Source organism: Arthrobacter rhamnosi (assembly GCF_054510975.1).
In genome coordinates, this window is sequence record NZ_JBTNDN010000009.1 from 44,380 (window position 1) to 69,204 (window position 24,825).

Annotated in this window: 25 protein-coding genes; 5 read left to right on the top strand and 20 right to left on the bottom strand. The window is 70.9% G+C overall.

Going from position 1 to position 24,825, the window contains the following annotated elements; genetic code table 11:
• Positions 1 to 21: 21 nt before the first annotated feature.
• Positions 22 to 630, top strand: coding sequence for a class I SAM-dependent methyltransferase (locus ACX80J_RS16300; protein ID WP_459348507.1), 609 nt, complete (start codon positions 22 to 24; stop codon positions 628 to 630).
• A 78-nt stretch (positions 631 to 708) separates the two neighbouring features.
• Here ACX80J_RS16300 and dapF read toward each other — a convergent pair whose 3' ends face one another.
• From dapF to ACX80J_RS16330, 6 genes are all read right to left on the bottom strand, one after another.
• Complete coding sequence (dapF, locus tag ACX80J_RS16305; RefSeq protein ID WP_459348508.1) at positions 709 to 1,674, bottom strand: diaminopimelate epimerase; 966 nt, start codon at positions 1,672 to 1,674, stop codon at positions 709 to 711.
• A 4-nt stretch (positions 1,675 to 1,678) separates the two neighbouring features.
• Positions 1,679 to 2,590, bottom strand: a complete 912-nt coding sequence (gene miaA / locus ACX80J_RS16310; RefSeq protein ID WP_459348509.1) for a tRNA (adenosine(37)-N6)-dimethylallyltransferase MiaA — start codon at positions 2,588 to 2,590, stop codon at positions 1,679 to 1,681.
• Complete coding sequence (miaB, locus tag ACX80J_RS16315) at positions 2,587 to 4,143, bottom strand: tRNA (N6-isopentenyl adenosine(37)-C2)-methylthiotransferase MiaB (RefSeq protein WP_459348520.1); 1,557 nt, start codon at positions 4,141 to 4,143, stop codon at positions 2,587 to 2,589. The genes miaA and miaB overlap by 4 nt, the downstream gene beginning before the upstream one ends.
• 59 nt (positions 4,144 to 4,202) lie before the next feature.
• The gene (locus ACX80J_RS16320; RefSeq protein WP_459348521.1) at positions 4,203 to 4,757 is read right to left on the bottom strand and encodes a regulatory protein RecX; all 555 of its coding nucleotides are present in this window, start codon (positions 4,755 to 4,757) and stop codon (positions 4,203 to 4,205) included.
• Positions 4,758 to 5,263: 506 nt separating this feature from the next.
• Positions 5,264 to 6,310 (bottom strand): recombinase RecA, encoded by a 1,047-nt coding sequence (gene recA / locus ACX80J_RS16325; RefSeq protein ID WP_459348510.1) that lies wholly within the window; start codon positions 6,308 to 6,310, stop codon positions 5,264 to 5,266.
• A gap of 199 nt (positions 6,311 to 6,509) precedes the next feature.
• Positions 6,510 to 6,728 carry a DUF3046 domain-containing protein gene (locus ACX80J_RS16330; protein ID WP_087072153.1) on the bottom strand — a complete coding sequence of 73 codons (219 nt, stop codon included), beginning with the start codon at positions 6,726 to 6,728 and terminating at the stop codon, positions 6,510 to 6,512.
• 223 nt (positions 6,729 to 6,951) lie between these two features.
• On the opposite strand from ACX80J_RS16330, the gene ACX80J_RS16335 reads away from it, so the two are divergent.
• Positions 6,952 to 7,461 (top strand): MarR family winged helix-turn-helix transcriptional regulator, encoded by a 510-nt coding sequence (locus ACX80J_RS16335; protein WP_459346186.1) that lies wholly within the window; start codon positions 6,952 to 6,954, stop codon positions 7,459 to 7,461.
• A gap of 54 nt (positions 7,462 to 7,515) precedes the next feature.
• Here ACX80J_RS16335 and ACX80J_RS16340 read toward each other — a convergent pair whose 3' ends face one another.
• From ACX80J_RS16340 to dapA, 6 genes are all read right to left on the bottom strand, one after another.
• Positions 7,516 to 7,956 (bottom strand): helix-turn-helix domain-containing protein, encoded by a 441-nt coding sequence (locus tag ACX80J_RS16340; protein WP_087072152.1) that lies wholly within the window; start codon positions 7,954 to 7,956, stop codon positions 7,516 to 7,518.
• Between the two features lie 124 nt (positions 7,957 to 8,080).
• Complete coding sequence (locus tag ACX80J_RS16345; RefSeq protein ID WP_459348511.1) at positions 8,081 to 8,578, bottom strand: CinA family protein; 498 nt, start codon at positions 8,576 to 8,578, stop codon at positions 8,081 to 8,083.
• Positions 8,575 to 9,165: a CDP-diacylglycerol--glycerol-3-phosphate 3-phosphatidyltransferase gene (gene pgsA, locus ACX80J_RS16350; protein ID WP_459346225.1), complete on the bottom strand. Its 591-nt coding sequence runs from the start codon at positions 9,163 to 9,165 to the stop codon at positions 8,575 to 8,577. The genes ACX80J_RS16345 and pgsA overlap by 4 nt, the downstream gene beginning before the upstream one ends.
• 6 nt (positions 9,166 to 9,171) lie before the next feature.
• Positions 9,172 to 12,045: an FtsK/SpoIIIE family DNA translocase gene (locus tag ACX80J_RS16355; protein ID WP_459348512.1), complete on the bottom strand. Its 2,874-nt coding sequence runs from the start codon at positions 12,043 to 12,045 to the stop codon at positions 9,172 to 9,174.
• 108 nt (positions 12,046 to 12,153) lie between these two features.
• A complete protein-coding gene (locus ACX80J_RS16360; RefSeq protein WP_459348513.1) occupies positions 12,154 to 13,854 on the bottom strand; it encodes a ribonuclease J in 1,701 nt (566 codons plus the stop codon).
• Positions 13,851 to 14,789: a 4-hydroxy-tetrahydrodipicolinate synthase gene (gene dapA / locus ACX80J_RS16365; RefSeq protein ID WP_459346182.1), complete on the bottom strand. Its 939-nt coding sequence runs from the start codon at positions 14,787 to 14,789 to the stop codon at positions 13,851 to 13,853. Before dapA ends, ACX80J_RS16360 begins: the two co-directional genes overlap by 4 nt.
• An 85-nt stretch (positions 14,790 to 14,874) precedes the next feature.
• On the opposite strand from dapA, the gene ACX80J_RS16370 reads away from it, so the two are divergent.
• Positions 14,875 to 16,053 carry a heparan-alpha-glucosaminide N-acetyltransferase domain-containing protein gene (locus ACX80J_RS16370; RefSeq protein ID WP_459348514.1) on the top strand — a complete coding sequence of 393 codons (1,179 nt, stop codon included), beginning with the start codon at positions 14,875 to 14,877 and terminating at the stop codon, positions 16,051 to 16,053.
• 31 nt (positions 16,054 to 16,084) lie between these two features.
• Here the strand turns inward: ACX80J_RS16370 and ACX80J_RS16375 are convergent, their stop codons facing one another.
• From ACX80J_RS16375 to ACX80J_RS16405, 7 genes are all read right to left on the bottom strand, one after another.
• Positions 16,085 to 16,573 (bottom strand): hypothetical protein, encoded by a 489-nt coding sequence (locus tag ACX80J_RS16375; protein ID WP_459346180.1) that lies wholly within the window; start codon positions 16,571 to 16,573, stop codon positions 16,085 to 16,087.
• Positions 16,570 to 17,337 carry a 4-hydroxy-tetrahydrodipicolinate reductase gene (gene dapB / locus ACX80J_RS16380; protein ID WP_459346179.1) on the bottom strand — a complete coding sequence of 256 codons (768 nt, stop codon included), beginning with the start codon at positions 17,335 to 17,337 and terminating at the stop codon, positions 16,570 to 16,572. Before dapB ends, ACX80J_RS16375 begins: the two co-directional genes overlap by 4 nt.
• Positions 17,338 to 17,353: 16 nt before the next feature.
• Positions 17,354 to 17,785 carry a molybdenum cofactor biosynthesis protein MoaE gene (locus tag ACX80J_RS16385; RefSeq protein WP_459348515.1) on the bottom strand — a complete coding sequence of 144 codons (432 nt, stop codon included), beginning with the start codon at positions 17,783 to 17,785 and terminating at the stop codon, positions 17,354 to 17,356.
• Positions 17,772 to 18,257, bottom strand: a complete 486-nt coding sequence (locus ACX80J_RS16390) for a MogA/MoaB family molybdenum cofactor biosynthesis protein (RefSeq protein ID WP_459346177.1) — start codon at positions 18,255 to 18,257, stop codon at positions 17,772 to 17,774. Before ACX80J_RS16390 ends, ACX80J_RS16385 begins: the two co-directional genes overlap by 14 nt.
• On the bottom strand, positions 18,254 to 18,679 hold the full coding sequence (gene moaC, locus ACX80J_RS16395) for a cyclic pyranopterin monophosphate synthase MoaC (protein ID WP_459346224.1): 426 nt from the start codon (positions 18,677 to 18,679) through the stop codon (positions 18,254 to 18,256). Before moaC ends, ACX80J_RS16390 begins: the two co-directional genes overlap by 4 nt.
• 83 nt (positions 18,680 to 18,762) lie before the next feature.
• Complete coding sequence (locus ACX80J_RS16400) at positions 18,763 to 20,043, bottom strand: molybdopterin molybdotransferase MoeA (RefSeq protein WP_459348516.1); 1,281 nt, start codon at positions 20,041 to 20,043, stop codon at positions 18,763 to 18,765.
• A 112-nt stretch (positions 20,044 to 20,155) separates the two neighbouring features.
• Positions 20,156 to 21,709 carry a molybdopterin-dependent oxidoreductase gene (locus ACX80J_RS16405; RefSeq protein WP_459348517.1) on the bottom strand — a complete coding sequence of 518 codons (1,554 nt, stop codon included), beginning with the start codon at positions 21,707 to 21,709 and terminating at the stop codon, positions 20,156 to 20,158.
• A 235-nt stretch (positions 21,710 to 21,944) separates the two neighbouring features.
• Here ACX80J_RS16405 and moaA point away from each other — a divergent pair, with 235 nt between their 5' ends.
• On the top strand, positions 21,945 to 23,015 hold the full coding sequence (moaA, locus tag ACX80J_RS16410) for a GTP 3',8-cyclase MoaA (RefSeq protein WP_459348518.1): 1,071 nt from the start codon (positions 21,945 to 21,947) through the stop codon (positions 23,013 to 23,015).
• Between the two features lies 1 nt (position 23,016).
• The gene (locus ACX80J_RS16415) at positions 23,017 to 23,268 is read left to right on the top strand and encodes a MoaD/ThiS family protein (RefSeq protein WP_459346223.1); all 252 of its coding nucleotides are present in this window, start codon (positions 23,017 to 23,019) and stop codon (positions 23,266 to 23,268) included.
• Positions 23,269 to 23,365: 97 nt separating this feature from the next.
• Here ACX80J_RS16415 and ACX80J_RS16420 read toward each other — a convergent pair whose 3' ends face one another.
• Positions 23,366 to 24,736, bottom strand: a complete 1,371-nt coding sequence (locus ACX80J_RS16420) for a M16 family metallopeptidase (protein ID WP_459346173.1) — start codon at positions 24,734 to 24,736, stop codon at positions 23,366 to 23,368.
• Positions 24,737 to 24,825: the final 89 nt, after the last annotated feature.

A 24,825-nucleotide genomic window follows, 5' to 3' on the forward strand; every position in this document is an offset into this window, starting at 1 on the left:
CGTGGCACTAGGCTTTTCGTCATGGAGTCACAGCACTATTTCAGCGCCCAGCCGGCCGGACCGGACACCCGCAGGCCCCTGTCCGTGGTCCTTGCCGGCACGCGCCGGGACCTCGTGACGTCGTCGGGGCTCTTCAGTCCCGATGGCGTCGACAAGGGGACTGCCATTCTCCTCGGCTCGGTCCCGGACCCCGAGGGACACCGGATGCTTGACATCGGCTGCGGCTGGGGACCGATCGCCCTCACGATGGCGCTGAAGGCCCCGGAGGCGGAGGTCCATGCGGTCGACGTGAACGAGCGGTGCATCGCCCTCACCGCCGAGAACGCCGAGCGCCTCGGGCTCCGCAACGTGATCGCGGGCGCACCCGACGACGTCGACCCCGCGATCGAGTTCGACACGATCTGGTCCAACCCGCCCATCCGGATCGGCAAGCAGGAACTGCACGGCCTGCTGCTCCGCTGGCTGCCGCGCCTCGCTCCCGGAGGACGGGCCTGGCTCGTGGTGCAGAAGAACCTCGGCGCGGACTCCCTGCAGCGATGGCTCGGGGAGGAACTGCCCGAAGGGTTCAGCGTGCGTCGCGCGGAGACCTCCAAGTCGTTCCGCATCCTCGAGGTGCACCGCCCGGCCTGACCCGAGGAACACCGCCCCGCCTGACTCGAGGAACACCGCCCGGCCCGAGGCGGGCGGCTGGACCGGGACCGCCGGGCGTCAGCCGGTCGGCAGCAGCACGCCGTTGGCCACGAGGACGGCCGGCCCGCTGAGCTGGACGTGCTCGCGCCCCTCGGGACCGTCGAAGAACGTCACACCGACGACTCCTCCGGGCACGCTCACCAGCCACTGTGCGGGGGCGCCCTCTCCTGCCCAGTACCTCGTCGCGGCGGCTGCGGCACACGCTCCGGTTCCGCAGGACTGGGTCTCGCCGACGCCGCGTTCGTGCACGCGCATCCGGAGGCGCCCGACGCCGTCGTCCCCCACCAGCGGATCGGCCGGAACCACCAGTTCGACGTTCGTGCCGGCCGGCGGAGCGGGCCTGACGGCGGGTGCCCTGTACAGCTCGGTCCGTTCCAGTTCGGCGTGCTCGGCCAGCGCCACCACGGTGTGCGGGTTGCCCATGCTGATGGACAGGGCGGGCCGGTCGACGTCGAGCCCTCCGATGCCCACGAGGGAATCGGTGCCGCGCGCCACGGCGGCATCCGGGAAGATGAATTCCCAGGGTCCCATGTCCACGGCGTACCCGTCCCCGGAACGGGTGACGCGCTTGACCCCTGCGCGGGTCCCGATCGCCAGAGCGCCGCCCTCGGGCAGTGCGGCGACGCCCTTGGCGAGGAGGAAGTGGGCGAAGACCCTCACGCCGTTGCCGCACATCTCCGAAACCGAGCCGTCCCCGTTGCGGTAGTCCATGAACCATTCCGCAGCAGGGTCGGTCTGCAGCAGGGCACGGCCTTCGGGAAGCGCGGCGGACCGGACGGCGCGGATGTACCCGTCGGCACCGAGGCCCCGGTTCCGGTCGCACAGGGCGGCGACGAACGAGGCGTCGGTGGGAGCGGCGCCCTCGGGGTCGAGGGTGAGGAGGAAGTCGTTGCCGGTGCCGTGACCCTTCGTGAAGGACAGGCCCGCGGCGTCGGAAGGGCGCGGAGCTGCGGGGGACGGTGCTTCGGCGAGGGAATCGGTCACCGTCCTAGGATAGGTCCCCGCGCCGTTCGACGATCCCGACCGCCCGCTCGACGAGGCCGGGGTCCTGCCAGTCGGTCCAGGCGACACGGGGGTCGCCGCGGAACCAGGTCAGCTGGCGTCGTGCGAATCGGCGGGTGGCGGCGATCGTGTCCTCGATGGCCTCCGCTTCCGTGAGGGAGCCGTCCAGCACCCGGAGGAACTGCGCGTAGCCGAGGGCGCGCGACGCCGTCCGGCCGTCCCGGAGCCCGGCTGCGGCGAGGCGCTCCACCTCCTGTCCGAGGCCGGCGCGGACCATGGCGTGCACGCGGTCGGCGAGTCTCTCCCGCAGCACCTCGCGGTCGACGCCGAGACCGATCTGCACCGTCGGCTGGTGGTACTCGCGCCTCGGCATGAAGGCGCTGAAGGGCCGTCCGCTGACTTCGAACACCTCGAGGGCCCGGATGAGCCGGCGGTCGTCGTCGATCCGTTCCGCGGACACGCTGTCCACGGCGCGCAGCCGCTCGCGGAAGGCCTCGCTTCCCACCCGGGCGATGTCCACCTCGAGCTGCGCACGCACCGCGGGGTCAGTGGGCGGGAACTCCAGCCGGTCCAGGGCTGCCCGGACGTACAGCCCGGATCCGCCGACGAGCACGGGAACGCGCCGGCGGATCCGGATCTCGTCGATGATCCTGCGGGCGTCCTCCTGGTAGGCGGCCACGCTGGCCTCCTCGGTGACGTCGAGCACATCCAGCAGGTGGTGCTCGATGCCCCCGCGGTCATGCTCGGGAAGCTTCGCCGTGCCGATGTCCATGCCGCGGTAGAACTGCAGGGCGTCGGCGTTGATCACCTCTCCCCCGAGCCGCTGCGCCAGGGCGACGCCGAGGTCGGACTTGCCCGACCCGGTGGGACCGACGACCGCGACGACCGGAAGGGTCAACGGCCGCTCCCCCGCACCGGCAGGGACGGCATGCCGAGGGACACGGCGCGGAGGGCCCCGCCGGCCGGCGCCGGAGCGGCACAGGAGTCGGCCTGGCTCCTGTCCCAGGCGTCGCCGGCGCGTGAGCGGCGCACGGAGTACTGCTCGGTGGTCGGGTCGGACAGCAGGTGGAACGACGCCGCCTCCGTGACGGGCAGGGTGACGAAGTCACCCGGGCGTGGCACGTCGGCGCCCGCCGGGACCGAGAAGTGCACCAGGCGCTGGTCGCGGGCGCGGCCCGTCAGGCGGTGCGTCTCGCCTCCCTTGCGGCCCTGCTGGTCGGTGACGAGCACCTCGACGAGCGTGCCCACCTGGCGTGCGTTCTCCTCCCGGGCGATGCGGTCCTGGAGGGCGGTGAGGCGTTCGAAGCGTTCCTGCACGATGGCTTTGGGCAGCTGGTCGGGCAGCTCGGCCGCGGGTGTGCCGGGCCTCTTCGAGTACTGGAAGGTGAAGGCGGTGGCGAAGCGGGACTGCTCGACGACGTCGAGGGTGGCCTGGAAGTCCTCCTCCGTCTCGCCGGGGAAGCCGACGATGATGTCGGTGGAGATGGCGGCGTGCGGCATCCGCTCCCGGACGCGGTCGAGGATGCCGAGGAAGCGGCTCGACCGGTAGGAGCGGCGCATGGCCTTCAGGACGGGGTCGGAGCCCGACTGCAGGGGCATATGGAGCTGCGGCATGACGTTGGGCGTCTCGGCCATGGCGTCGATGACGTCGTCGGTGAAGGCGGCGGGGTGCGGGCTCGTGAAGCGGACGCGCTCGAGCCCTTCGATCGACCCGCACGCGCGCAGCAGCTTCGCGAACGCGCCGCGGTCGCCGAACTCGACGCCGTAGGAATTGACGTTCTGTCCCAGCAGCGTGACTTCCACGGCGCCGTCGGCCACGAGCGCCTCGATCTCGGCGAGGATCTCCCCGGGCCTGCGGTCGCGCTCCTTGCCCCGCAGCGACGGCACGATGCAGAAGGTGCAGGTGTTGTTGCAGCCGACCGAGATGGACACCCACCCCGCGTAGACGGATTCCCGCTTGGTGGGCAGCGTCGACGGGAAGACGTCGAGCGACTCGAGGATCTCGAGCTGCGCGTCCTGGTTGTGCCGGGCGCGCTGCAGCAGGGCGGGCAGTGCGCCGATGTTGTGAGTGCCGAACACCGCATCCACCCAGGGGGCCTTCTTCAGGATGGTCTCGCGGTCCTTCTGCGCCAGGCAGCCGCCGACGGCGATCTGCATACCCGGCCGCGCCTCCTTCACGGCCTTCAGGATGCCGAGGTTGCCGTAGAGCTTGTTGTCGGCGTTCTCACGAACGGCGCAGGTGTTGAAGACGACGACGTCCGCCTGTCCGTCCTCGACCCTGCTGAGGCCGGCGCCCTCGAGCAGCCCGGAGATGCGTTCGGAGTCGTGCACGTTCATCTGGCAGCCGAAGGTCCGCACCTCGTAGGTGCGCCGGTCGCCGGTGTCCTGCGCTTCGTCCTGCGCCTCCAGGGCGCTGCTGGCGGTCTCATCGAGGGGAACGGGAAGTGTCATGCTCACGCCCTTAAGCGTACGGCTGGCACGGTGGGGGCCCACAATCGCCGGAAGGCCGCTCAGTCCTGCGCCTCAGCCTCCGCGAGGACATCCTTCACGATGGAGAAGGCGGTCCCCGGACTGTACCCCTTGCGTGCGAGGATTCCGACGAGCCTCCGCACCTCCTTGTCCCGCACGGCACGGTCCGCGGGGTCGGCGCTTCCGCGCAGCTTGCGGCGGACGACGTCGCGCGCCTGGGCATGCTCGTCCTCGTCGGAGACCTGGAGCAGCGCGTCTTCCGCCAGGTCGGGATCGATGCCCTTGTCCGCGAGCTCTCGCCGCAGCGAGGACCGGGAGAGCGCCTTGGCCGCGGTGCGGGTCCGCACCCACATCCGGGCGAACTCGGCGTCGTCGATCAACTGGACTTCCTCGAACCGGTCCAGGAGTGCTGCGGCCACGGCTGCCGGGATCTCCCGGTCGGCAAGCTTCCGGGCGAGCTGGTGCCGGCTCCGTGCACCGAGAGCCAACTGGCGGAGCAGGATGGAGCGCGCCTCGGACGCCCAGTCCTCGTCGCTCCTGCTCGGCTCCGTACCGCCCGAAGGATCCCCGGACGGCGCGCTGCCGGGACCCGGCAGGGTGCCGTCAGGCAGGGATCCGTCGCTCCCGTCTGGACCACGCGCTTCGCCCGCGGAGTCCTCCCCTGAGCTGACACCTCTTCCGCTCGTCGAGGATCCACGCGCCGCCCGGCCACCGGTCGATCCTCGACGTGCCGACCGGCCACCCGAGACACCACGGGCGCGTCGGCCAGCGCGGAACCCGTCCTCGTCGGCAGAACCGCCGTGGGCAGAGCCGTGATCGACGGGGCCATCGGCGGACGAGCCGACGACGGGACCGAACGGATCATCGGCAGGGGGCCGCCCCGACGATCGCCGGCGACGGCCCGGAGCGCCCCGTCCCGCTCCACCTGCGCTGCGCGCACCGGAACTCGGGGCGCCGAACGAGGCAGACCGGGTCAGCCCCTGTCGCTTCGCCGCAGGCTGTCGGGAAGCCCCGTCGGCATCAGAAGAGCTGTCGGAGCCGAACCGGCCGAACGAGGAACCCCACTCGACCGGCTCGGATCCGGCATCCGTTGGCATGCGACCTACTCGCCGCTGACAGCCTTGAGCTTGGGTGCGTCGGACTCTTCTTCGACCTGCACTCCGATGCCCAGCTTGACCCGGATCTTCTGCTCGAGCTCATCGGCCAGATCGGGATTGTCGATGAGGAACTTCCGGGCGTTCTCCTTGCCCTGCCCGAGCTGGTCGCCGTCGTAGGTGAACCAGGCACCGGACTTCTTCACCAGTCCGTTCTCCACTCCGACGTCGATCAGGCCACCCTCGCGCGAGATGCCGTGGCCGTACAGGATGTCGAACTCGGCCTGCTTGAAGGGCGGAGCCATCTTGTTCTTGACGATCTTGGCGCGGGTCCGGTTACCCACCGGGTTCACGCCTTCCTTCAGGGTCTCGATGCGGCGCACGTCGATACGGACCGACGCGTAGAACTTCAGCGCCTTGCCACCCGTGGTGGTCTCGGGGCTTCCGAAGAACACGCCGATCTTCTCGCGCAGCTGGTTGATGAAGATCGCGGTGGTCTTGGTCTGGCTCAGGCGGCCGGTGATCTTCCGGAGGGCCTGGCTCATCAGACGGGCCTGGAGGCCGACGTGACTGTCACCCATCTCGCCCTCGATCTCGGCACGGGGCACGAGCGCGGCGACGGAGTCGATGACGACGATGTCGATCGAGCCGGAGCCGATCAGCATGTCCATGATCTCGAGCGCCTGCTCACCCGTATCCGGCTGCGACACGAGGAGTGCATCCGTGTCCACGCCGAGCTTCTTCGCGTACTCGGGGTCCAGGGCGTGCTCGGCGTCGATGAAGGCTGCGATGCCTCCATTGCGCTGTGCGCTCGCGACGGCGTGCAGGGCCACGGTGGTCTTACCGGAGGATTCCGGACCGTAGATCTCGACGATCCTGCCGCGCGGAAGACCGCCGATGCCGAGTGCGGCATCCAGGGCGATGGAACTCGTGGAGATGGTTTCGATGGGCGCCCTGGTCTGATCACCAAGACGCATCACGGAACCCTTGCCGTACTGCTTGTCGATCTGGGCGAGAGCAGCTTCTAGGGCTTTCTCGCGGTCTGGAGCGGCCATTCTTCACCTCGGTCATTCATGGCCAACCGGCCTGTTTAAGTGTTCGATTCGACTGTAGTAGCCTGCGCCGACAGTTTGAGGTGGGGCCGCCGCTGTGTGCACAAGAGGGCGCCGCCTCCACCTCCATCATATCGCGGCCCGAACAGGTATTCGATTATTCGACGGGATCAGCGTGTTCCCCGGGGGGCTGTCACCCGTCTCAGCGGGGCTTCACGTCCCGTCCCAGCCAGCGCTCGCGCGGCACGTCCTGTGCCCGGCATACAGCCTCCCAGACCGCCTTCGGATCGACCCCGGCGCCCAGAGCCTCGGAGGCCGTCCTGTCGCCCAGTCGATCGACCACCAGGTCCCGGGCGAGGGTCCGCGAGTACCGCTCGCCGAACTCGTCGTCCATCAATCGCCAGAAATCGCTCAGCCGCATCTACAGTTCCCTGCTCTCGTGTATGGGTCGTACGGGCGCAGCCGCACGGCCCCCTGTCCCGCTCATGGGTGGCTCCTCCGGCGGCACGCACGGCAGACCGTACCCGGTATGTGCCCCGGGAACCACCGCAGGTCCTCCCGCCAGGTCGGACCATCGGATCGGACCATCGGATCGGACCGGCTCACATGGTGCCACTCCCACCCCGGAACCCTACAATTGGCCCATGAACGCGAAGCCGAGCACCACCCACCCCGGCCCGGGCCTTGCAGCCTACCCCGGGGAAGATGCCGACACCGACGCGGCCATCGAGGCCCTCGAACAGCAGCTGAGCATGCTGTGGCGTCGCGCCAGGTCGAACTCCTACAAGGTGGCCCGTCGCGTGCACCCGGACATGGAGCCGGCCGCCTACGGGCTCCTCGTGATCCTGCAGCGCGAGGGCTCCATGCGCCTCACGGACATCGCGGCGAGCGTCGGCGTCGGCAAGCCCTCGGTCAGCCGCCAGATCGCGATGCTGGAACAGCTCGGGCTCGTGCACAAGGAGGCCGATCCGCTGGACGGCCGGGCCCAGTCCATCTCCCTCACCGACGCCGGTACGCGTCAGCTCGTGGCCGCCCAGACGGCCCGCAAGCAGGCGTTCCACCAGCTCATGGAGGACTGGGACGTGGAGGACCTGACCCGTCTCGGCACGCTGATCGCCCAGCTGAACAGCACCTACACCAAGGACAACTGGTAGGAGACGGCAGGAAGGCCCGTCCCTGAGGGGGCGGGCCTTCCTTGTCGCGGGCGACTAGCGGTTCGTTGCCGCGAGTCCCCGACGGAAATCGTCGTTCAGATCGTCGGTGAGATCCTCCCCGAACTCACGGGAGAACTCCTGGGGGATGGTGTCCGGGATCGACACGCCTTCTGCTTCTGCCAGGCGGTCACTGACTTCCCGCAGCATCGAGGAAAGCGGCACCTCGAGTGCACTGCAGATTGATGAGAGGAGTTCAGAGGATGCTTCCTTCTGTCCACGCTCGACCTCGCTGAGGTATCCGAGGGAGACCCTCGCACTGTGCGACACCTCGCGCAGGGTACGGCCCTGGCGCTGGCGGACGTCACGGAGGACGTCGCCGATTTCATGGCGAAGAACTACCATTTTGCGCTCCTTAGGCTTGCGTTGTGCATCATCCGCCAACCCCACATCACGCCAACGGACAACGCCGTTTACGGATACGGGCTGCTTTACCATCTGTATCGCCTTGCTCCCTCATAAATGCGGCACCGCCGGATCGACGAGTGCCCCGTGATGATGACCTGCCCGATCTGCTTGAGCCTAAGTCGCCAACCCTATCAACGGCCGACAGTGTTTATAACTACCCCCGGCCACTGTTTGTTCCCTTGGACAAAGTCCCGAGGAGCTCGGTAAGCACCGCCTCGCAGGAGGCTGCCCGGATGCTTTCGCGGTCGCCGGGGAAGTGGTGTTCGAAGGTCTCCGTGCCCGCGGAGGACGAGATCGCCGTGAACACGGTGCCCACGGGCTTGCCCCCGTGGGGTGCGGGACCCGCGACGCCGGTGGTCGCGAGGCCGATATCGGCGGAGAACGCGGCCCGCGCGCCGTCGGCCATCGCGGCAGCGACCCGGGGATCCACGGCTCCTGCCGTCGCGAGGAGGTCCGCGTCGACGCCCAGGAGTTTCTGCTTGACTTCCAGCTGATAGGCGACCAGACCTCCCAGGAGGACGGCCGAGGCGCCGGGCACCCCTGCGATCGAGGAGGCCACCAGGCCGGCCGTCAGGGACTCGGCGGTCGCCACGGTGACGCCCAGATGCGTGGCCCGTGCGACCACCTCGGACGCGGCACCGATGTCGCTCACCGGCGGCCTGCCGCCCGGAGGCGGATCGCCTGGAGCACGTAATCGACACCCGTCACCACCGTGATGACGACCGCCAGGGCCATGACCGCTGCGGCGAGCCACCATGCCCAGGCTCCCGCGATGGCCTGCAGCGGGATGAGGAACAGCAGGATGGCAGCTGTCTGGACGACGGTCTTGAGCTTGCCGCCGCGGGATGCCGGCATGACGCCGTACCGGATGACCGCGAAGCGCAGCACCGTGATGCCGAGCTCCCGGACGAGGATGACGACGGTGACCCACCACCACAGCTCGCCCAGGACCGACAGGAGCACCAGCGCCGATCCGATGAGCAGCTTGTCGGCGATCGGGTCCGCGATCTTGCCGAAGTCCGTGATGAGGCCCCGGCTGCGCGCCAGGTCGCCGTCGAGCTTGTCGGTGTAGATGGCCACGACGAAGGTGGCGACCGCGAGCCAGCGGAACAGCCCGGCCCGCCCGTCGTCGAGCAGGAGGAACCAGATGAAGAACGGGACCAGCAGGATGCGCACGACGGTGAGGACGTTCGCGATGTTCAGGACCGGCACCGCCGGGCTCGGGGAGGTACTCACGATGTCAGGCTACCTGCCGGTGAGGTTCCACGCGTCGTTGTCGCCGTCATCGCCGCTGTCCGAACCGTCCGCGCCGTCGTAGTAGTCCACGGCCTGCGCCCGCGAGGCGAGGTCGTCGGCGACGAGGTCGATCGGTTCGGAGGCTGCACGGAGCGCGACCGGGGCCTCGTCGCCGCGCATGGCCGCGAGGACCGGTGCGAGATCGTCGGGCTTGACGAGCACGTCGCGGGCCTTCGACCCCTCCGACGGGCCGACGACGCCGCGTGACTCGAGGAGGTCCATGAGCCGTCCGGCCTTGGCGAAGCCGACCCTGAGCTTGCGCTGGAGCATCGAAGTGGACCCGAACTGGGTGGTGACCACGAGTTCCGTCGCCTGCAGCAGGACGTCGAGGTCGTCTCCGATGTCGTCGTCGATCTGCTTCTTCGGGGCATCGACCGCGACGTCCTCGCGGTACACGGCCTGCAGCTGGCCCTTCACGTGTTCGACGACGCGGTGGATCTCGGATTCCGTGACCCAGGCGCCCTGGACGCGCATGGGCTTCGAGGCACCCATCGGCAGGAAGAGGGCGTCGCCCTGGCCGATCAGCTTCTCCGCGCCCGGCTGGTCGAGGACCACCCGGGAGTCCGTGACGGAGGACGTCGCGAACGCCATGCGTGACGGGACGTTCGCCTTGATCAGGCCGGTGACGACGTCGACCGACGGCCGCTGCGTCGCGAGCACCAGGTGGATGCCGGCGGCACGTGCCAGCTGCGTGATCCTCACGATGGAGTCCTCGACGTCGCGCGGCGCGACCATCATCAGGTCGGCGAGCTCGTCCACGATGACCAGCAGGTAGGGGTAGGGCCGCACGACCCGCTTGGACCCCTCGGGCGGGACGACCTTGCCGTTGCGGACCGCCTTGTTGAAGTCGTCGATGTGCTTGTAGCCGTAGTTCGCGAGGTCGTCGTAGCGCGTGTCCATCTCCCGGACCACCCACTGCAGCGCCTCCGCGGCCTTCTTCGGGTTCGTGATGATGGGCGTGATGAGGTGCGGGACGCCCTCGTACGCGGTGAGTTCCACCCGCTTGGGGTCCACCATGACCATGCGCACCTCATCGGGGGTGGAGCGCATCAGGATGGACGTGATCATCGAGTTCACGAAGGAGGACTTGCCGGCGCCCGTAGCACCCGCGACGAGCAGGTGCGGCATCTTGGCGAGGTTGGCGACGACGAAGCCGCCCTCCACGTCCTTGCCCACTCCCATCACCATCGGGTGGTCCGTCTTGCGGGCGTTGCCGGAGCGCAGCACGTCGCCGAGGGAGACGGTCTCGCGGTCCGTGTTGGGGATCTCGATGCCGATGGCCGACTTCCCCGGGATCGGTGACAGGATGCGCACGTCCGAGCTCGCCACGGCGTAGGAGATGTTCTTCGACAGGGCGGTGACCCGCTCCACCTTGGTGCCGGGTGCCAGCTCGATCTCGTAGCGCGTCACCGTGGGGCCGCGGGAGAACCCGGTGACCTTGGCATCCACGTTGAACTGGTCCATCGTGTGCGTCAGGGCGGCGACGACGGCGTCGTTGGCCTCCGACCGCTCCTTCGGCGGGGTGCCGGCGGGCAGGTAGTCCGACGGCGGCAGCGTGTAGGCGACGTCGCCGGCGAGCTGCAGCTGCTCCGTGCGCTGCGGGATCGGCGTGGGCGGGACCTGCGGCTGCACGGGCGTGGAGGGGACGATCAGCGCCTTCGCGGCGGGAACGACGTCGATGGCCTCCGTGGCGCCCTCCGGAGCGCGCTCCGGCGCCTCGGGCACGGGCGGGCGGGCAGCCTGGGACCGCTTGAGTTCCTCGGCGGCGAGTTCCTGCTTGGTGGGTCGACGGACGCCCGGGGGGACGGCTGCCTCCGCCTCGCGGGCGCGGCGTTCCTCGTCCTCGATGACGGCGCGCTCGAACGCCTCGTCGCCGACGTACCCGTCCCAGTCGGCGTCGTGCCCGGCCTCCTGCTCGGCGTCGAAGGGGGCCTCCTGCTTGTCCTTGCCGAAGAGGCGCTTGCGCTTCTTCGGTTCGGGCTTGGCGGTGGCGCCGTGCGTCTCGTACAGGTAGCTCTGGTCGTGGCCGTCGTCGCGGCGGTTCCCGGCGCCATCGGGGTCCTGGCCCATGAGGTGCTCGTAGAGCGTGCGCAGGCGGCCCGGGATGTGGCGGAAGGGCGTGGCCGTGACGATCAGGAGCCCGAGGAAGATCGCCGCCGCCAGCAGGACCCCGACCGGCCAGGCCGTGAGGACGCTGCTGAGCGGACCCGCGACGAGGAAGCCCGCGACGCCGCCTGCACGCCAGAGCGCGTCCAGCCCGTCCGCGAGGCTAGGCCGGCCGCCCACGAGGTGCGCGATGCCGGAGCCGGCGAAGAGGATCACGAGCAGCCCGATGGCGATCCGGTTGTTGGCCCGGTGGCGCTCCGGATAGCGGAACAGCCGGACGGCGCCGATACCGAGCAGGAAGGGGACGAGCAGGGCCATCCAGCCGAAGGTCCCGCCGGCGGCGGCGTGGACGATGTCGGCGGCGACGCCGGTCAGCGCCCACCACTCGACGGCCGCGACGGCCAGGGCGACCAGGAGGAGGAAGAAACCGGAACCGTCCCGGCGGAGCTCGCGCTCCGGGCTGACGTCGTGCCCGAAGGTGCGGACGCCGGAACCGACGACGTGCGCCATGCCCATCCAGACCGCCCGGACGGCCCTCACCGGAAGGGCCTGGCGGTCCTCCGGTTCCGGCGGGGCGGGGAGCGGACGGGTCTTCGCCGCGGTCCGCGCCGTCCCCTTCGCCGGGGCCTTGCTCCGGGAGGGTCCTGCAGCGGCGGTCGCTCCCTTGCTGCGGGTCTGGTGCTGGCCCCGCGGGGCAGGGGACGTTCGAGTGGCCATGCTCCTCACGGTACCCGACGAAGCCCCCTGAACCTCGAATTCCCGCACGCTGCAGCGCCCCTCACGGGTGGGCATGACCCGCAGGGCCCGGCGGCACGGAAGGGCGTGTCAGGCCTCGAGGACGACGGGGATGATCATCGGGCGCCGGCGGTGGCGCCGGTTGACCCAGGTGCCGACGACGCGGCGTACCACCTGCTGCAGTTGGTAGGTGGTGTGGTCCTGGTTGTTCATGACGGCCTCTTCGAGGGCCTCGTTGATCCTCGGCTTGATCTCGTCGAACACGGAGTCGTCCTCCGCGAAACCGCGCGCGTGGATGTCCGGTCCGGACACGATCTTCCCGGTGGTGCGGTTGACGACGGTGATGATCGAGATGAAGCCCTCCTCCCCGAGGATCCGGCGGTCCTTGAGGTCGGCGTCCGTGATCTCGCCGACGCTCGATCCGTCCACGTACACGTACCCGCACTCGACGGCGCCCACCACGCGGGCCCTGGCGTCCACGAGGTCGATGACCGAGCCGTCGTCGGTGAGCAGCACGTTCGACGCCGGGACGCCCGTCTGCTGCGCCAGCCTGCCGTTGGCGATGAGGTGCCGTGTCTCGCCGTGCACCGGCATGACGTTCTTCGGCTTTAGGATGTTGTAGCAGTAGAGGAGCTCGCCGGCCGCGGCGTGGCCTGATACGTGCACCTTCGCGTTGCCCTTGTGGATCACGTCGGCGCCGAGCTTCAGGAGCCCGTTGATGACCCGGAAGACGGCGTTCTCGTTGCCGGGGATGAGCGACGACGCGAGGATCACGGTGTCACCCTTGCCCACGGTGATGCGGTGGTCGCCGTTGGCCATGCGGGACAGCGCCGCCATGGGCTCGCCCTGCGAGCCGGTCGACATGAGGACCACGCGCTCGTCGGGCAGGTCGTCCACGTTCTTGATGTCCACGAGGATGCCGTCGGGCACCTTCAGGTAGCCGAGCCGGGCCGCGATCGCCATGTTGCGCACCATGGACCGCCCGGCGAAGCAGACGAAGCGCCCGTGGGCGTGCGCGGCGTCGAGCACCTGCTGCACGCGGTGCACGTGGGAGGAGAAGGACGCCACGATGATGCGCTTGCGGACCTGCCCGAACAGGTTCTCGAGGACCGGGCCGATCTCGCGCTCCGACGTGGTGAAGCCCGGGACGTCGGCGTTCGTCGAGTCCACCATGAACAGATCGACGCCCTCCTCGCCGAGGCGGGCGAAGGCGCGCAGGTCGGTGATGCGCCCGTCGAGCGGGACCTGGTCCATCTTGAAGTCGCCCGTGTGCAGGACGTTGCCCGCCTCGGTGCGGATGAACACCGCGAGGGCATCGGGGATGGAGTGGTTGACCGCGACGAATTCGCACTCGAAGGGCCCGAACTGCTCGATCTGCCCCTCCGACACCGTGAGGGTGTAGGGGCGGATCCGGTGCTCCTGCAGTTTCGCCTCGATCAGCGCGAGCGTCAGCTGGGATCCGATGATGGGGATGTCGCCCTTGAGGCGCAGCAGGTACGGGACCGCCCCGATGTGGTCCTCGTGGCCGTGCGTGAGGACCAGCCCGACGACGTCGTCGAGCCTGTCCTCGATGTAGGAGAAGTCGGGCAGGATCAGGTCCACGCCGGGCTGGGTCTCCTCGGGGAACAGGACTCCGCAGTCGACGATCAGGAGCTTTCCGGAGATCTCGAAGACCGCCATGTTGCGGCCGATCTCCCCGAGCCCGCCCAGCGGCACGATGCGCAGGGTTCCCGGCTCGAGGGCCGGCGGCAGGACCCGGAGTGCCGGTCCGACGCCGGCCGCGTCGCTCATGCCCGGACGCCCTCGCGGCCGCCGAGCGCGTCGAGGTCCCAGCCCGCCTCGGTCAGGTCGGCGAGGACGGGGGCCAGTTCATGCTCGTCGGGCTCGACGAGGGGCAGGCGCACGACGGCGTTCGGGATGGCGCCCTGGAGGTGCAGGATGTGCTTGGCGGACACCGCGCCGGGGAGGTGCGTCATGACGGCCCGGATCACCGGGTCGAGGTCGAAGTGGATGCGCCGTGCCTCGTCGAAGTCCCCCGCCGCCGCGGCGTCCACCAGGCGGCGGAACGCGGCGGTCGCGACGTGCGCGCTGACGCTGACGACGCCGACGGCCCCTGCCGCCATCCAGGGCAGCGTGAGCCCGTCGTCGCCCGAGTAGACGTCGAGGTCGGTGCTGGCGAGGACCCGCGTGACGGCTGCGAAGTCGGCCTTCGCATCCTTGAGCGCCAGGATCCGGGGGTGCTCGGCGAGGCGGAACATGGTCTCGGTGGTGATGGGGATCGCGGACCGGCCGGGGATGTCGTAGATCATGATCGGCAGGTCGCTGGCCTCGGCGACGGCGGAGAAATGGGCAAGCACACCCGCCTGGGTCGGCTTGTTGTAATACGGCGTCACAACGAGCTGCGCGTGGGCGCCTGCACGCTCGGCGCGCCGTGCCATCTCCACCGAGTGCGAGGTGTGGTTCGTCCCCGTGCCGGCGATGACGCGGGCTCTGTCCCCCACGGTCTCCACGACCACGCGGTAGAGGTCCTCCTTCTCGGAATCCTCCAGGGTGGAGGTCTCCCCCGTGGTACCCGAGACGACCAGGCCGTCGCAGCCGTCGTCGACGAGCCGTGCGGCGAGGGCGGCGGTGGCATCGAAGTCCACGGAGCCGTCGGCCGTGAACGGGGTGACCATGGCGGTCACGAGCGAGCCGAACGGGAGAGTGCGCGAGGGGGTTTCAACCATGGGTAAAACGTTACCCGGTCGAGCGGTGCCCGGTGGGCGTGCGGTTCCGCAGGAGGGGCAAGAGTGCCTGTGGGACGATGACCGGATGCACACCAAGCCCTCCCGACGGTTGACCGGGATCGACGCGGCCCGGGGCGTGGCGCTCTTCGGGATGATGAGCACGCACGTCCTCCCGCTGTACACCCCGGGCACCACCGAGGCCACCTGGACGGCCCTGCTCTTCTCCGGTCGCGCGTCGGGCCTGTTCGCCGTCGTCGCCGGCATCGGCCTCGCGCTGCTGACGGGCGGACACGCCCAGCACCGGGACCGGACGCTGTCCGCGGACCGCCGCGGCATCGCGGTCCGTGCGCTGGTGATCGCACTGATCGGGCTGGTCCTCGGCGGTGTCGAGACGAACATCGCCATCATCCTCTTCCACTACGGCGTGCTGTTCCTGGTGGCACTGCCGTTCACCGGGCTCAGGGTCCGGGCGCTCGCGGCCTGGGCGGCGGGCTGGCTGCTGCTGGCTCCCGTCGCGGCCTACCTGCTGCGCCCGGTCGTGGCCGCCGCCGTGGACCCGCCGTCGCTCGGCGCGAATCCGATCTTCGAGCACTTCCTGGAGTCGGGGACCCTCGCCGCGGACATCTTCCTGACCGGCTACTACCCGGTGCTGCAGTGGCTCGGCTTCCTCCTGGTGGGGATGGGGATCGGCCGGCTCGACCTCTCGCGCCTCGGCATGCAGCTGGCCCTCCTGGGGGCGGGGGCCTCCGCGGCGATCGGGGCCAAGCTCCTCAGCGCCCAGCTCCTGGGGCCCGGCGGAGGCCTCGCGGCGCTCCTGCAGACACCCGACGGGAGCCGCTATCCGCTGGAGGCGATGCTCGACGTCGGGCTGGCGGGTGTCGATCAGTCCGGGTCCTGGTGGTGGCTGGCCGTCAGCGCCCCCCACTCCGGAACCACCCTCGACCTGGTGCACGTGGCCGGGTCCGCGGCGGCCGTCGTCGGCCTGTGCCTGCTGCTGACGCGGCGGTTCCCCTCGGCCCTGCTGCCCCTGTCGGCGCCCGGGGCGATGACTTTGACGCTCTACAGCCTGCACGTGTGCGTGATGAGCTGGGCGGACCAGCTGGACCCCCTGCCCGACCCGATGCAGCTCTTCTGGCTGCAGGTGGTGGGAGCGGTGGCGATCGGCCTCCTGTTCCAGCGCGTGGGGTCGCGCGGACCGCTCGAACTCATCGCCTCCGGTGCCGCCACGGCGGCCCGCGACGGCGGAGCCGACGTACGGCGCTGACCCGGACCCCGGCCGCCCGCTTAGGGGACGCTCAGCGGGACGTGCCCGCGGGACCCTGTCTGTACAGCTTTCCGGCGTCGCGCATCGCCTGCCGGGCCCGCTTGCGGTCGCCGGCGGCGTCGTAGGCGTAGGAGAGCCGGAACCAGCTGCGCCAGTTGTCGGGGTGGGCCTCCGTCTCGGCCTGGTAGGCGGGGAAGGCGGCATCCGCCGCGGACCGCACGATCCGGCCGGAGGGTGTCCTCGGGAGGTCGTCGACGGGCAGGCCGCCCTCGCTCTCCAGCTGCCGGGCCATCCGCTGCGTCTGTGCCCCGAAGAGGAGTTCGCGGATGAGCGCCCAGGCGCCGATGCACGGCAGGATCAGGTAGCCGGCCCCGATCGCCTTCGCCAGGAGTTCGGGCGCACCGAGCAGCAGGAAGCTGCGCTGGAAGGACACGGCGAGCCAGAAGACCAGGAGCACCGTGACGAGCAGGACGCCGAGCTTGACCTTGTGCTCCCGGTAGAACCCGGCCGCCGTCCTCATCGGCCGGTTCCCGGCAGGTCCAGGTAGCCGTCCAGTCCCACGGTGAGCCCAGGATACCGGGCCACCGAACGGATCCCGAGGAGCACGCCGGGCATGAAGGAGGCCCGGTCGAAGGAGTCGTGCCGGATGGTGAGCTGCTCCCCCGGGCTCCCGAGCAGGACCTCCTGGTGGGCCGTGAGCCCACGGAGGCGCACCGAGTGGACGGGGACGCCGTCGACGCTCGCACCCCTGGCGCCGTCGAGCTGGTCCCGGGTCGCGTCGGGCGCCTCGGCGATGCCGGCCGCGGCGCGGGCCGCGGAGACGAGCTGCGCGGTCCGCACGGCGGTGCCGGACGGCGCGTCCACCTTGTCCGGATGATGCAGTTCGATGATCTCGACCGATTCGAAGTAGCGTGCCGCGCTGGCGGCGAAAGCGGTGGCGAGGACCGAGCCGAGCGCGAAGTTGGGGGCGATCAGCACCCCGGTGCCGGGGCTGCCGGCCAGGAGTTCCCCCAGCCGGTCGAGGCGCTGCGGGGTCCAGCCGGTGGTGCCGACGACGGCGTGCATGCCGTGCTCGACGGCGAAGGCCACGTTGTCGAAGGTGGCGTCCGGGACGGTCAGGTCCACGACCACGCGGGCCCCGGCCGACACGAGGGTCTCGAGCGGGTCGCTGCTGCCGAGCGCCGCCACGAGGTCGAGGTCGGCGGCTGCGTCGACGGCCCGGACGGCCTCGGATCCCATGCGCCCCCTGGCGCCCAGTACGGCCACGGGCAGTAGTTCAGTCATGCCGTCCAGCCTACTGTCAGGCCCCTGCGCCGACCCATTCCACGCTGCCGTCGGTGAAGAACTGCTCCTTCCAGATGGGGACGCGTTCCTTGACGAGGTCGACGAGGTCCGAGCACGCCCGGAACGCCTCGCCGCGGTGCGCCGCGCCGACGGCGGCGACGAGCGCCTGGTCGCCGATCGCGAGGGGACCGACGCGGTGGGCGACCCAGATGCGGATGCCGTCATGGCGGGAGGCGATCTCCTCGGCCACCTCCCGGATGATGCGCTCCGCGCTCGGATGCGCGGAGTAGGCCAGGGACACCACGTCGCGTCCGCCGTCGTGGTTCCGGACGACGCCGCTGAAACCGACGATCGCTCCGCAGCGCGGGGAGTCGACGCCGGCATGCGCCTGGTCGGGCGTGATGGGGGTGTCCGCGACGGCTGCGTGGACGACTTCACCGGTGGTCATGGGAGCCCTCCAGTTGGGAGCAGATGTGGTCGATGAGGGGTGAGAGCACGGCGAGTCCGTCGCGGACGCCTCCGGGCGAACCCGGCAGGTTGACCACGAAGGTCGAGCCGGCTGTGCCGGCGAGGCCGCGGCTGAGGACGGCGGTCGGGACCTTCTCGGAGCCCGCGCGGCGGATGGCCTCCATGATGCCCGGGAGGCTGCGTGAGAGGTAGGGCACGGTCTGTTCGGGCGTGGTGTCGTCGGGGCTCAGCCCCGTCCCCCCGCTCGTGATGAGCACGGCCGGCCGGGCCTCCAGGGCGGCACCGATCGCCGATCCCACGGCATCGCCGTCGGGGACCACGACGGCGTCGGCGACGGCGAAGCCGTGCTGGTAGAGCCATTCGGCGATGGCCGGCCCGCACTCGTCCTCGTAGGTGCCGGCGGCGGCGCGGGTGGAGGCGATGACCACGGCGGCGGGGCGGAGGGTTGTCATACGCTCCAGTCTCCGCTCTTGCCGCCGGACTTCGATACCACGCGCGTGCCGTTGATGACGGCGCGCTTGTCCACGGCCTTGATCATGTCGTAGAGGGTCAGCGCCGCCACCGACGCCGCGGTCAGGGCCTCCATCTCGACCCCGGTCAGCGCGGTGGTCTTGACGAGGGCCACGATCCGGACGGTCCCGCCGTCGGGTTCGAAGTCCACCGTCACCTTGGCGAGCGGCAGGGGGTGGCACAGCGGGATCAGCGTGGAGGTCTGCTTCGCGGCCATAATGCCCGCGATGCGCGCGACGGCGAGGGCGTCGCCCTTGGGCAGGCTGCCCTCGGTGATGAGGGCGACGACGTCGGGCGTGGTCTCGAGGGTCGCTTCCGCCACGGCCTGGCGGGTGGTGGCCTGCTTGCCGGAGACGTCGACCATGTGGGCCGTGCCGTCCGCGCGGACGTGGGACAGGCCCTCGGCGGAGGATAGGTTCACGATGGGATCCTTTCTGCGGGGTCCATTCAATCAGGAACTGCCGGCCCGGTGGCGGGCACGTCCCGGACGGCGAAGGGATCCGCCGGTACCGGCCCGATGAGCGTGACCCCGACGGAGTCCCCCGCCGCCAGCGACCCGACACCCTCCGGCAGGTGGACCAGGCAGTTGGACGCCGCGAGGGCGTGCAGCAGGTGGGAGCCCGGGCCGCCCACCAGCGCGACCTCGCCGTTGCGGTAGAGGCCGCGCCGGACCTGGTGCTTGGCCTCCGGACTCCGGACGTCCTCGACCAGGACGGCGTCCAGGACGAGGCGGGGAGCCGGGGCCCCGGTGACCCGGGAGAGGGCCGGGCGGAGGAACATCTCGAAGGAGACCAGGGCGCTGACCGGGTTGCCGGGGAACCCGAGGAACGGCATGCCGGAGAGGGTGCCGGAGGCCTGCGGTCCCCCGGGCTGCAGGGCGACCGAGCAGAACTCCACGCTGCTGTCGGCCAGGGCCTGCTTCACCACCTCGTACGCTCCCTGGCTGATCCCGCCCGTGCTGAGCACGAGGTCGGTGCTGCCGGCCGGAATGGCAGCGAACGCATCCCGGAGGAGCGCGGGGTCGTCGCCGAGGAGCCGGTGGCGGGTGACGTCGGCTCCCGCGTCACACAAGGCTGCCTCGAGCAGCGTGGTGTTGGCGTCGTAGATGGTCCCCGGAGCGAGCGGCGCGCCGGGCTCGGCGACCTCGTCACCCGTGGAGAGGAGCAGCACGCGGAAGCGCGGGCGGACGGGGACCCTGGCAACACCGCAGCCCGCTAGCAGCCCCAGCTGCGCCGGCCCGAGGAGCGTCCCCGCCGGGAGTGCGGTCTCTCCCTCGGCGATGTCGCTGCCGGCCCGGCGCACGAACAGTCCGGCCTCGACACCACCCGGAAGTGCCACGGTCGCGCCGCCCGCGCGCTCCGCGGCGGAGTAGAACCGGGGAGGGTCCGCGCGCTCGATGGGGACGACGGCGGCAGCACCTGGAGGCAGCATCGCACCCGTCATGATCGGCGCTGCCGTTCCGGGCTCGAGGGCGGGCGGTACGAAGCCCGCGGGGATGGCGTCCACCACCACCAGCCCTGCCGGGTCGGCGAGGTCGGCGGCGTGGACCGCGTACCCGTCCATCTGCGAGTTGTCGAACGGCGGCAGGCTCACCGGCGCCCGCACGTCTTCTGCCAGGGCGCGGCCGAGCGCGTCGGCGAGAGGGAGCACCTCGGGGCGGCCGGCGTCGTACCCGCTGCGCAGGAGCCCGGCGACGGCGGCCTGGTGTTCGGCGACGGTTCTTCTCATTCCTGCCTTTCGGGCATCGGCCGGCCCTCGTTCCATGCTGTCCGGTCGGTCCTGCACGTCGTCGCGCACATCGTCGTCCGGGGACGCCGGGCCCAGGAGGGTCCGGGGTGGCCTAGGTCACCGTGAACGTTACCGTGTGCAGTCCCTCGGCGCCGTCCGGGGCGGGGGCCACGACGGCGTCGGACTGCACCCCTCCCCTCCGGTCCGTGGCGCGGGCCTGCACGGTGTGCCGGCCGGCGCTCAGCCGCAGGGTCGCGCTGTACTGGCACCAGGTGTCGGCGGAGATGGGCCTGGCGAGGGTCGCGCGCTGCCAGGCGCCGCCGTCGACCCGCACCTCGACGGCCCCGATGCCCCGGTGTTGCGCCCAGGCGACTCCCCCGACGACGACGTCGCCCGCGGGAACGCTCGCGCTCGGTCGCGGGACATCGATCCGGGAGGAGGTCTTCACGGGGCCCCGCTCGGACCAGCCGCGCGTGGACCAGTACGCCGTGTCGTCGGCGAAGCGGGTGACCTTGAGCTCCTCCACCCATTTGGTCGCGGACACGAAGCCGTAGAGGCCCGGGACCACGAGCCGGACCGGGAAGCCGTGCTCGATCGGCAGGGGCTCTCCGTTCATGCCGACCGCGAGGAGGGCGTCCCGCCCGTCCGTCAGGGCTTCGAGCGGTGTGCCCGCGGTGAAGCCGTCCACGCTCCGCGAGAGCACCATGTCCGCTTCGGGACGTACTCCTGCCCGTGCGAGGAGCTCCCGGACCGGAAAGCCGAGCCAGCGCGCGGTGCCCGTAAGGTCCCCGCCTACGGGGTTGGACACGCACGCGAGGGTGACGTGGCGCTCGACCAGGGGCAGTGCGAGCAGCTCGTCGAACGTGATCACGACCTCGCGCTCCACGAGTCCCGTGACCCTCAGGGACCAGCGTGCCGGGTCCACGACGGGCACCACGAGGGCCGTGTCGATGCGGTAGAAGTCGTCGGACGCCGTCACGAGGTCACTCAGTCCGTCGATCCCCAGGTCCGCTCCCTCCGGCACGAACGATCCCTCCGGCGGGAGGACGGCGGTCTCCGGCGCGGGAAGGGTGATCGAGGAGCGCTGCACGGTGACGGTGGACTGCGTCGACCGCACGCCCGTCGCGGCGGCCCCCGTGGCGGCCGCGACGACGGCGGCGCCGCCGGCTCCCTGCAGGAACCGGCGGCGGGCCGGCGCGGAGTCCCCGCCGTCGGTTCCCGCCCGGGCGCTTCGGGCCCACGCGCGGAGCGCCTGCACGAGGGCACCCAGGACGAGCGCCGCCACCACCGCGGCGACGACCGGCCCCGCGAAGGACACGAGGGAGGACTGCGGCCGCGATGCCACAGCGACCACGCCGACCACGCCGACCCCGACGACGATCGCCCGTCCCGTGAACGCACGGCGGTATTCGAGCACCCCGGCGGCGACGGCGATCCCGGCGATGAGGACGGCGATCGTGACCAGGAGGACGGTCTTGTCCGCGGTTCCGAACCAGGCGATGGCCCAGTCCTTCACCCCCGGGGGCAGGAGATCGATCACGGATGAACCGACAGCGCTCACCGGGGTGACGGAGGGGCTCAGGGCGGCTGCCGCCAGCTCTCCGGCAATCACGCCCAGGCCCACCGCGAGGACGCCCGAGGCCGCTGCCCATGTCCGCCGCCGCATTCTTCCTGCCTTCCGTCCGGGCCCCGGCGACGGCACGCTACCGGGCAGGGACAGTCCTCCTGGTACACGAGCGCCGGAGCACCCAGGTTCCCGAGGCAGGCACGGGGCCGTGCCGGTCCTGCCGTGCCGGTCCCTACCGTGTCCTGCCCCTACCGTGTCCGGGCGGGCTGCGGAAGACGGCGCCGTGCAGCGCCACGGCTAGGGCCGCCGGCCGTGGAGGGCGTACGCTCGTTGCATGGGAATCCAACTGGGAATGCCGGGACCCGCCCGCGGGGCTCAGGCCTCCGGCCTCCTGGACGCCCACGGCAGGCAGGCGACGGACATGCGCCTGTCGCTCACGGACAAGTGCAACCTGCGCTGCACCTACTGCATGCCCGCGGAGGGCCTGAACTGGCTCCAGAAGGACCAGGTCCTGTCCCGTGCCGAGATCGTGCGCCTGGTCCGCATCGGCGTCGACGAGCTCGGGATTCGGGAGCTGCGGCTCACGGGCGGGGAGCCGCTGGTCCGGGCCGACCTGCTCGACATCATTTGGGACATCCGCGCCGCCCACCCGGAGCTGCCCATCTCGATGACGACCAATGCGCTGGGCCTCGACCGCCGCGCCGTCCAGCTGAAGGAGGCCGGGCTCACACGCATCAACGTCTCCATGGATTCCTTGCACCCCGGGACCTTCGCCCAGCTGACCCGCCGGCCGTTCCTCGACCGCGTGCTGCGGGGCATCGAGGCGGCCGCCGACGCCGGCCTCGGGCTCGTCAAGATCAACGCGGTGCTGATGCGCGGCATCAACGACCACGAAGCGCCCGACCTCGTGGAGTGGGCGGTGGCACGGGGCTTCGAACTGCGGTTCATCGAGCAGATGCCCCTGGACGCCGATCACGGTTGGACCAGGGAGGGCATGGTGACGGCCGCCGAGATGCGCGAACTCGTCGAGACCCGCTTCGTCCTGACCCCTGATCCCCGCAACCGCGACGGCGCCCCCGCGGAACGGTGGGAGGTGCGGGCTCGATCCGCCCCCGACGTCGTCCTCGGCACGGTGGGCATCATCGCGTCGGTGACCGAGCCGTTCTGCGCGGACTGCCGGCGCACGCGCGTCACGGCGGAGGGCAAGGTCATGAGCTGCCTCTTCTCGCGCGAGGAGACGGACCTGAGGGACCTGCTGCGGTCCGATGCGGGGGACGCGGCCGTTGCCCAGCGCTGGCGCGACGCCATGTGGCTCAAGCCCCGGGCCCACGGCATGGACCACACGGGCCTCGGCGCCGTGGACTTCGTCCAGCCGGACCGATCGATGAGTGCCATCGGTGGCTGATGTGCTCGTGAGGTATTTCGGGGCGGCCAAGGCCGCATCGGGCGTCGATGAGGAGCGCCTGCCGGGCGGGCGCGCCCTCGCCGTCGTGCTGGCCGACCTGCGGGAACGTCCGGCCGTGCCGGGCGGGCCGTCGCTGGCGAAGGTCCTGGACCGCAGCAGCTTCCTCCTGAACGAGATCGCGCTCCGCGACCCCTCGACCGTCCTGCGCGACGGCGACGTGCTGGACATCCTCCCGCCCTTCGCCGGAGGGTAGCGCCGGTCGACGCCGGGGCTCAGCGCCGGTCGAGGGTCAGCGCCGGTCGACGCCGGGGCTCAGCGCCGGTCGTCGCGTCAGGGCCGGCCGATCCGCCCTAGCGCGCGAAGTCGGCGGCGGAGTCGAACGGCCCGACGACGACGGTGGTCCGTGGAGCGGCCGCGAGTTCCTGCGCCAGCGCCTGGACCTCCTCCGCCGTCACGGACCGGATGCGGTCGAGGGAGGCGTCCATGTCGACGAACTCGCCGGACACCAGCTCCGACCGGCCCAGCCGCGACATGCGGGAGCTGCTGTCCTCGAGTGCCATGACCAGCCCGCCGGAGAGCTGTCCGATCGCCTTGCGCAGTTCCTCGGCGTCGATGCCGCCCGCGGCCAGCCGGTCCAGTTCCGCGCCGAGGAGGTCGATGACCTGCCCCGTCTTGGCCGGCGAGCATCCCGCGTACATCCCGAAGTAGCCTGCGTCGGCGTAGGCGGCCGAGAAGGAGTAGGTGGAGTACACGAGGCCGCGCTTCTCGCGGACCTCCTGGAACAGGCGGGAGGACATGCCGCCGCCCAGGACGGCGTTGAGGACGCTCATGGCGAAGCGGCGCTCGTCCGTCGCGGTGAGGGACGGGCAGCCGATGAGGATGTTCGACTGCTCCACGGCCCTGCGGATCACGTGCACGCCCGTCGCCCCCCGGACCGGGACCTCGGTGGCAGCACGGCGGGGAACGGGCAGGGCCCCCTCCTCGAGCGCCCACCCGGCGGACACGAGGGCTTCCTGCACGAGCCGGCAGACGACGTCGTGGTCCAGTCCGCCGGCCGCTGTCACGACCAGTTCCGCGGGCGTGTAGTACCGCCGGTAGTGGGCGAGGACGGAGTCCCGGGGCACGGCCCGGATGGCCTCGGGGGTACCGCCGATCGGGCGTCCGAGCGGGTGGTCCCCCAGCACCAGCTCGACGAACTTCTCGTGGGCTACGTCGGCGGGGTCGTCGCTGTCCATCGCGATCTCCTCGAGGATCACGTCCCGCTCCTGCTCGAGCTCGTCGGGGTCGAGGACCGCGGAGGTGACCATGTCCGCGATGACGTCGATGGCCATCGGCAGGTCGGAGTCGAGCACCCTCGCGTAGTAGCAGGTGTTCTCCTTCGCCGTCGCGGCGTTGGACTCGCCGCCGACCTCGTCGAAGGCGGACGCGATGTCCATGGCGCTGCGGCGCTCGGTGCCCTTGAACAGCAGGTGCTCGAGGAAGTGGGTGGAGCCGTGCTGGCCCTCGGCCTCGTCCCGGGAGCCGACGCCGACCCAGAACCCGATCGTCGCCGAACGCTGCCCCGGCATCGCCTCGGTCAGCACCCGGACACCACCGGGGAGGACGCTGCGCCGGACGACATTGCCGCCCGGGTCCCCGGCCACGAAGGTGGGATCGGAGCCGTCGCTGCCAGGACGGGGCGTCGGCAGCAGGGGCAGGGACACTATGGAGGACAGGGGCATCCTGGTCTTTCTGGTCGGTCGGGGGAAGAGCAGACGGCCCCGGGGGGGGGGGGGGGCAGGTTGGGTTGTGGGGGGGTGGGGGGGTGTTT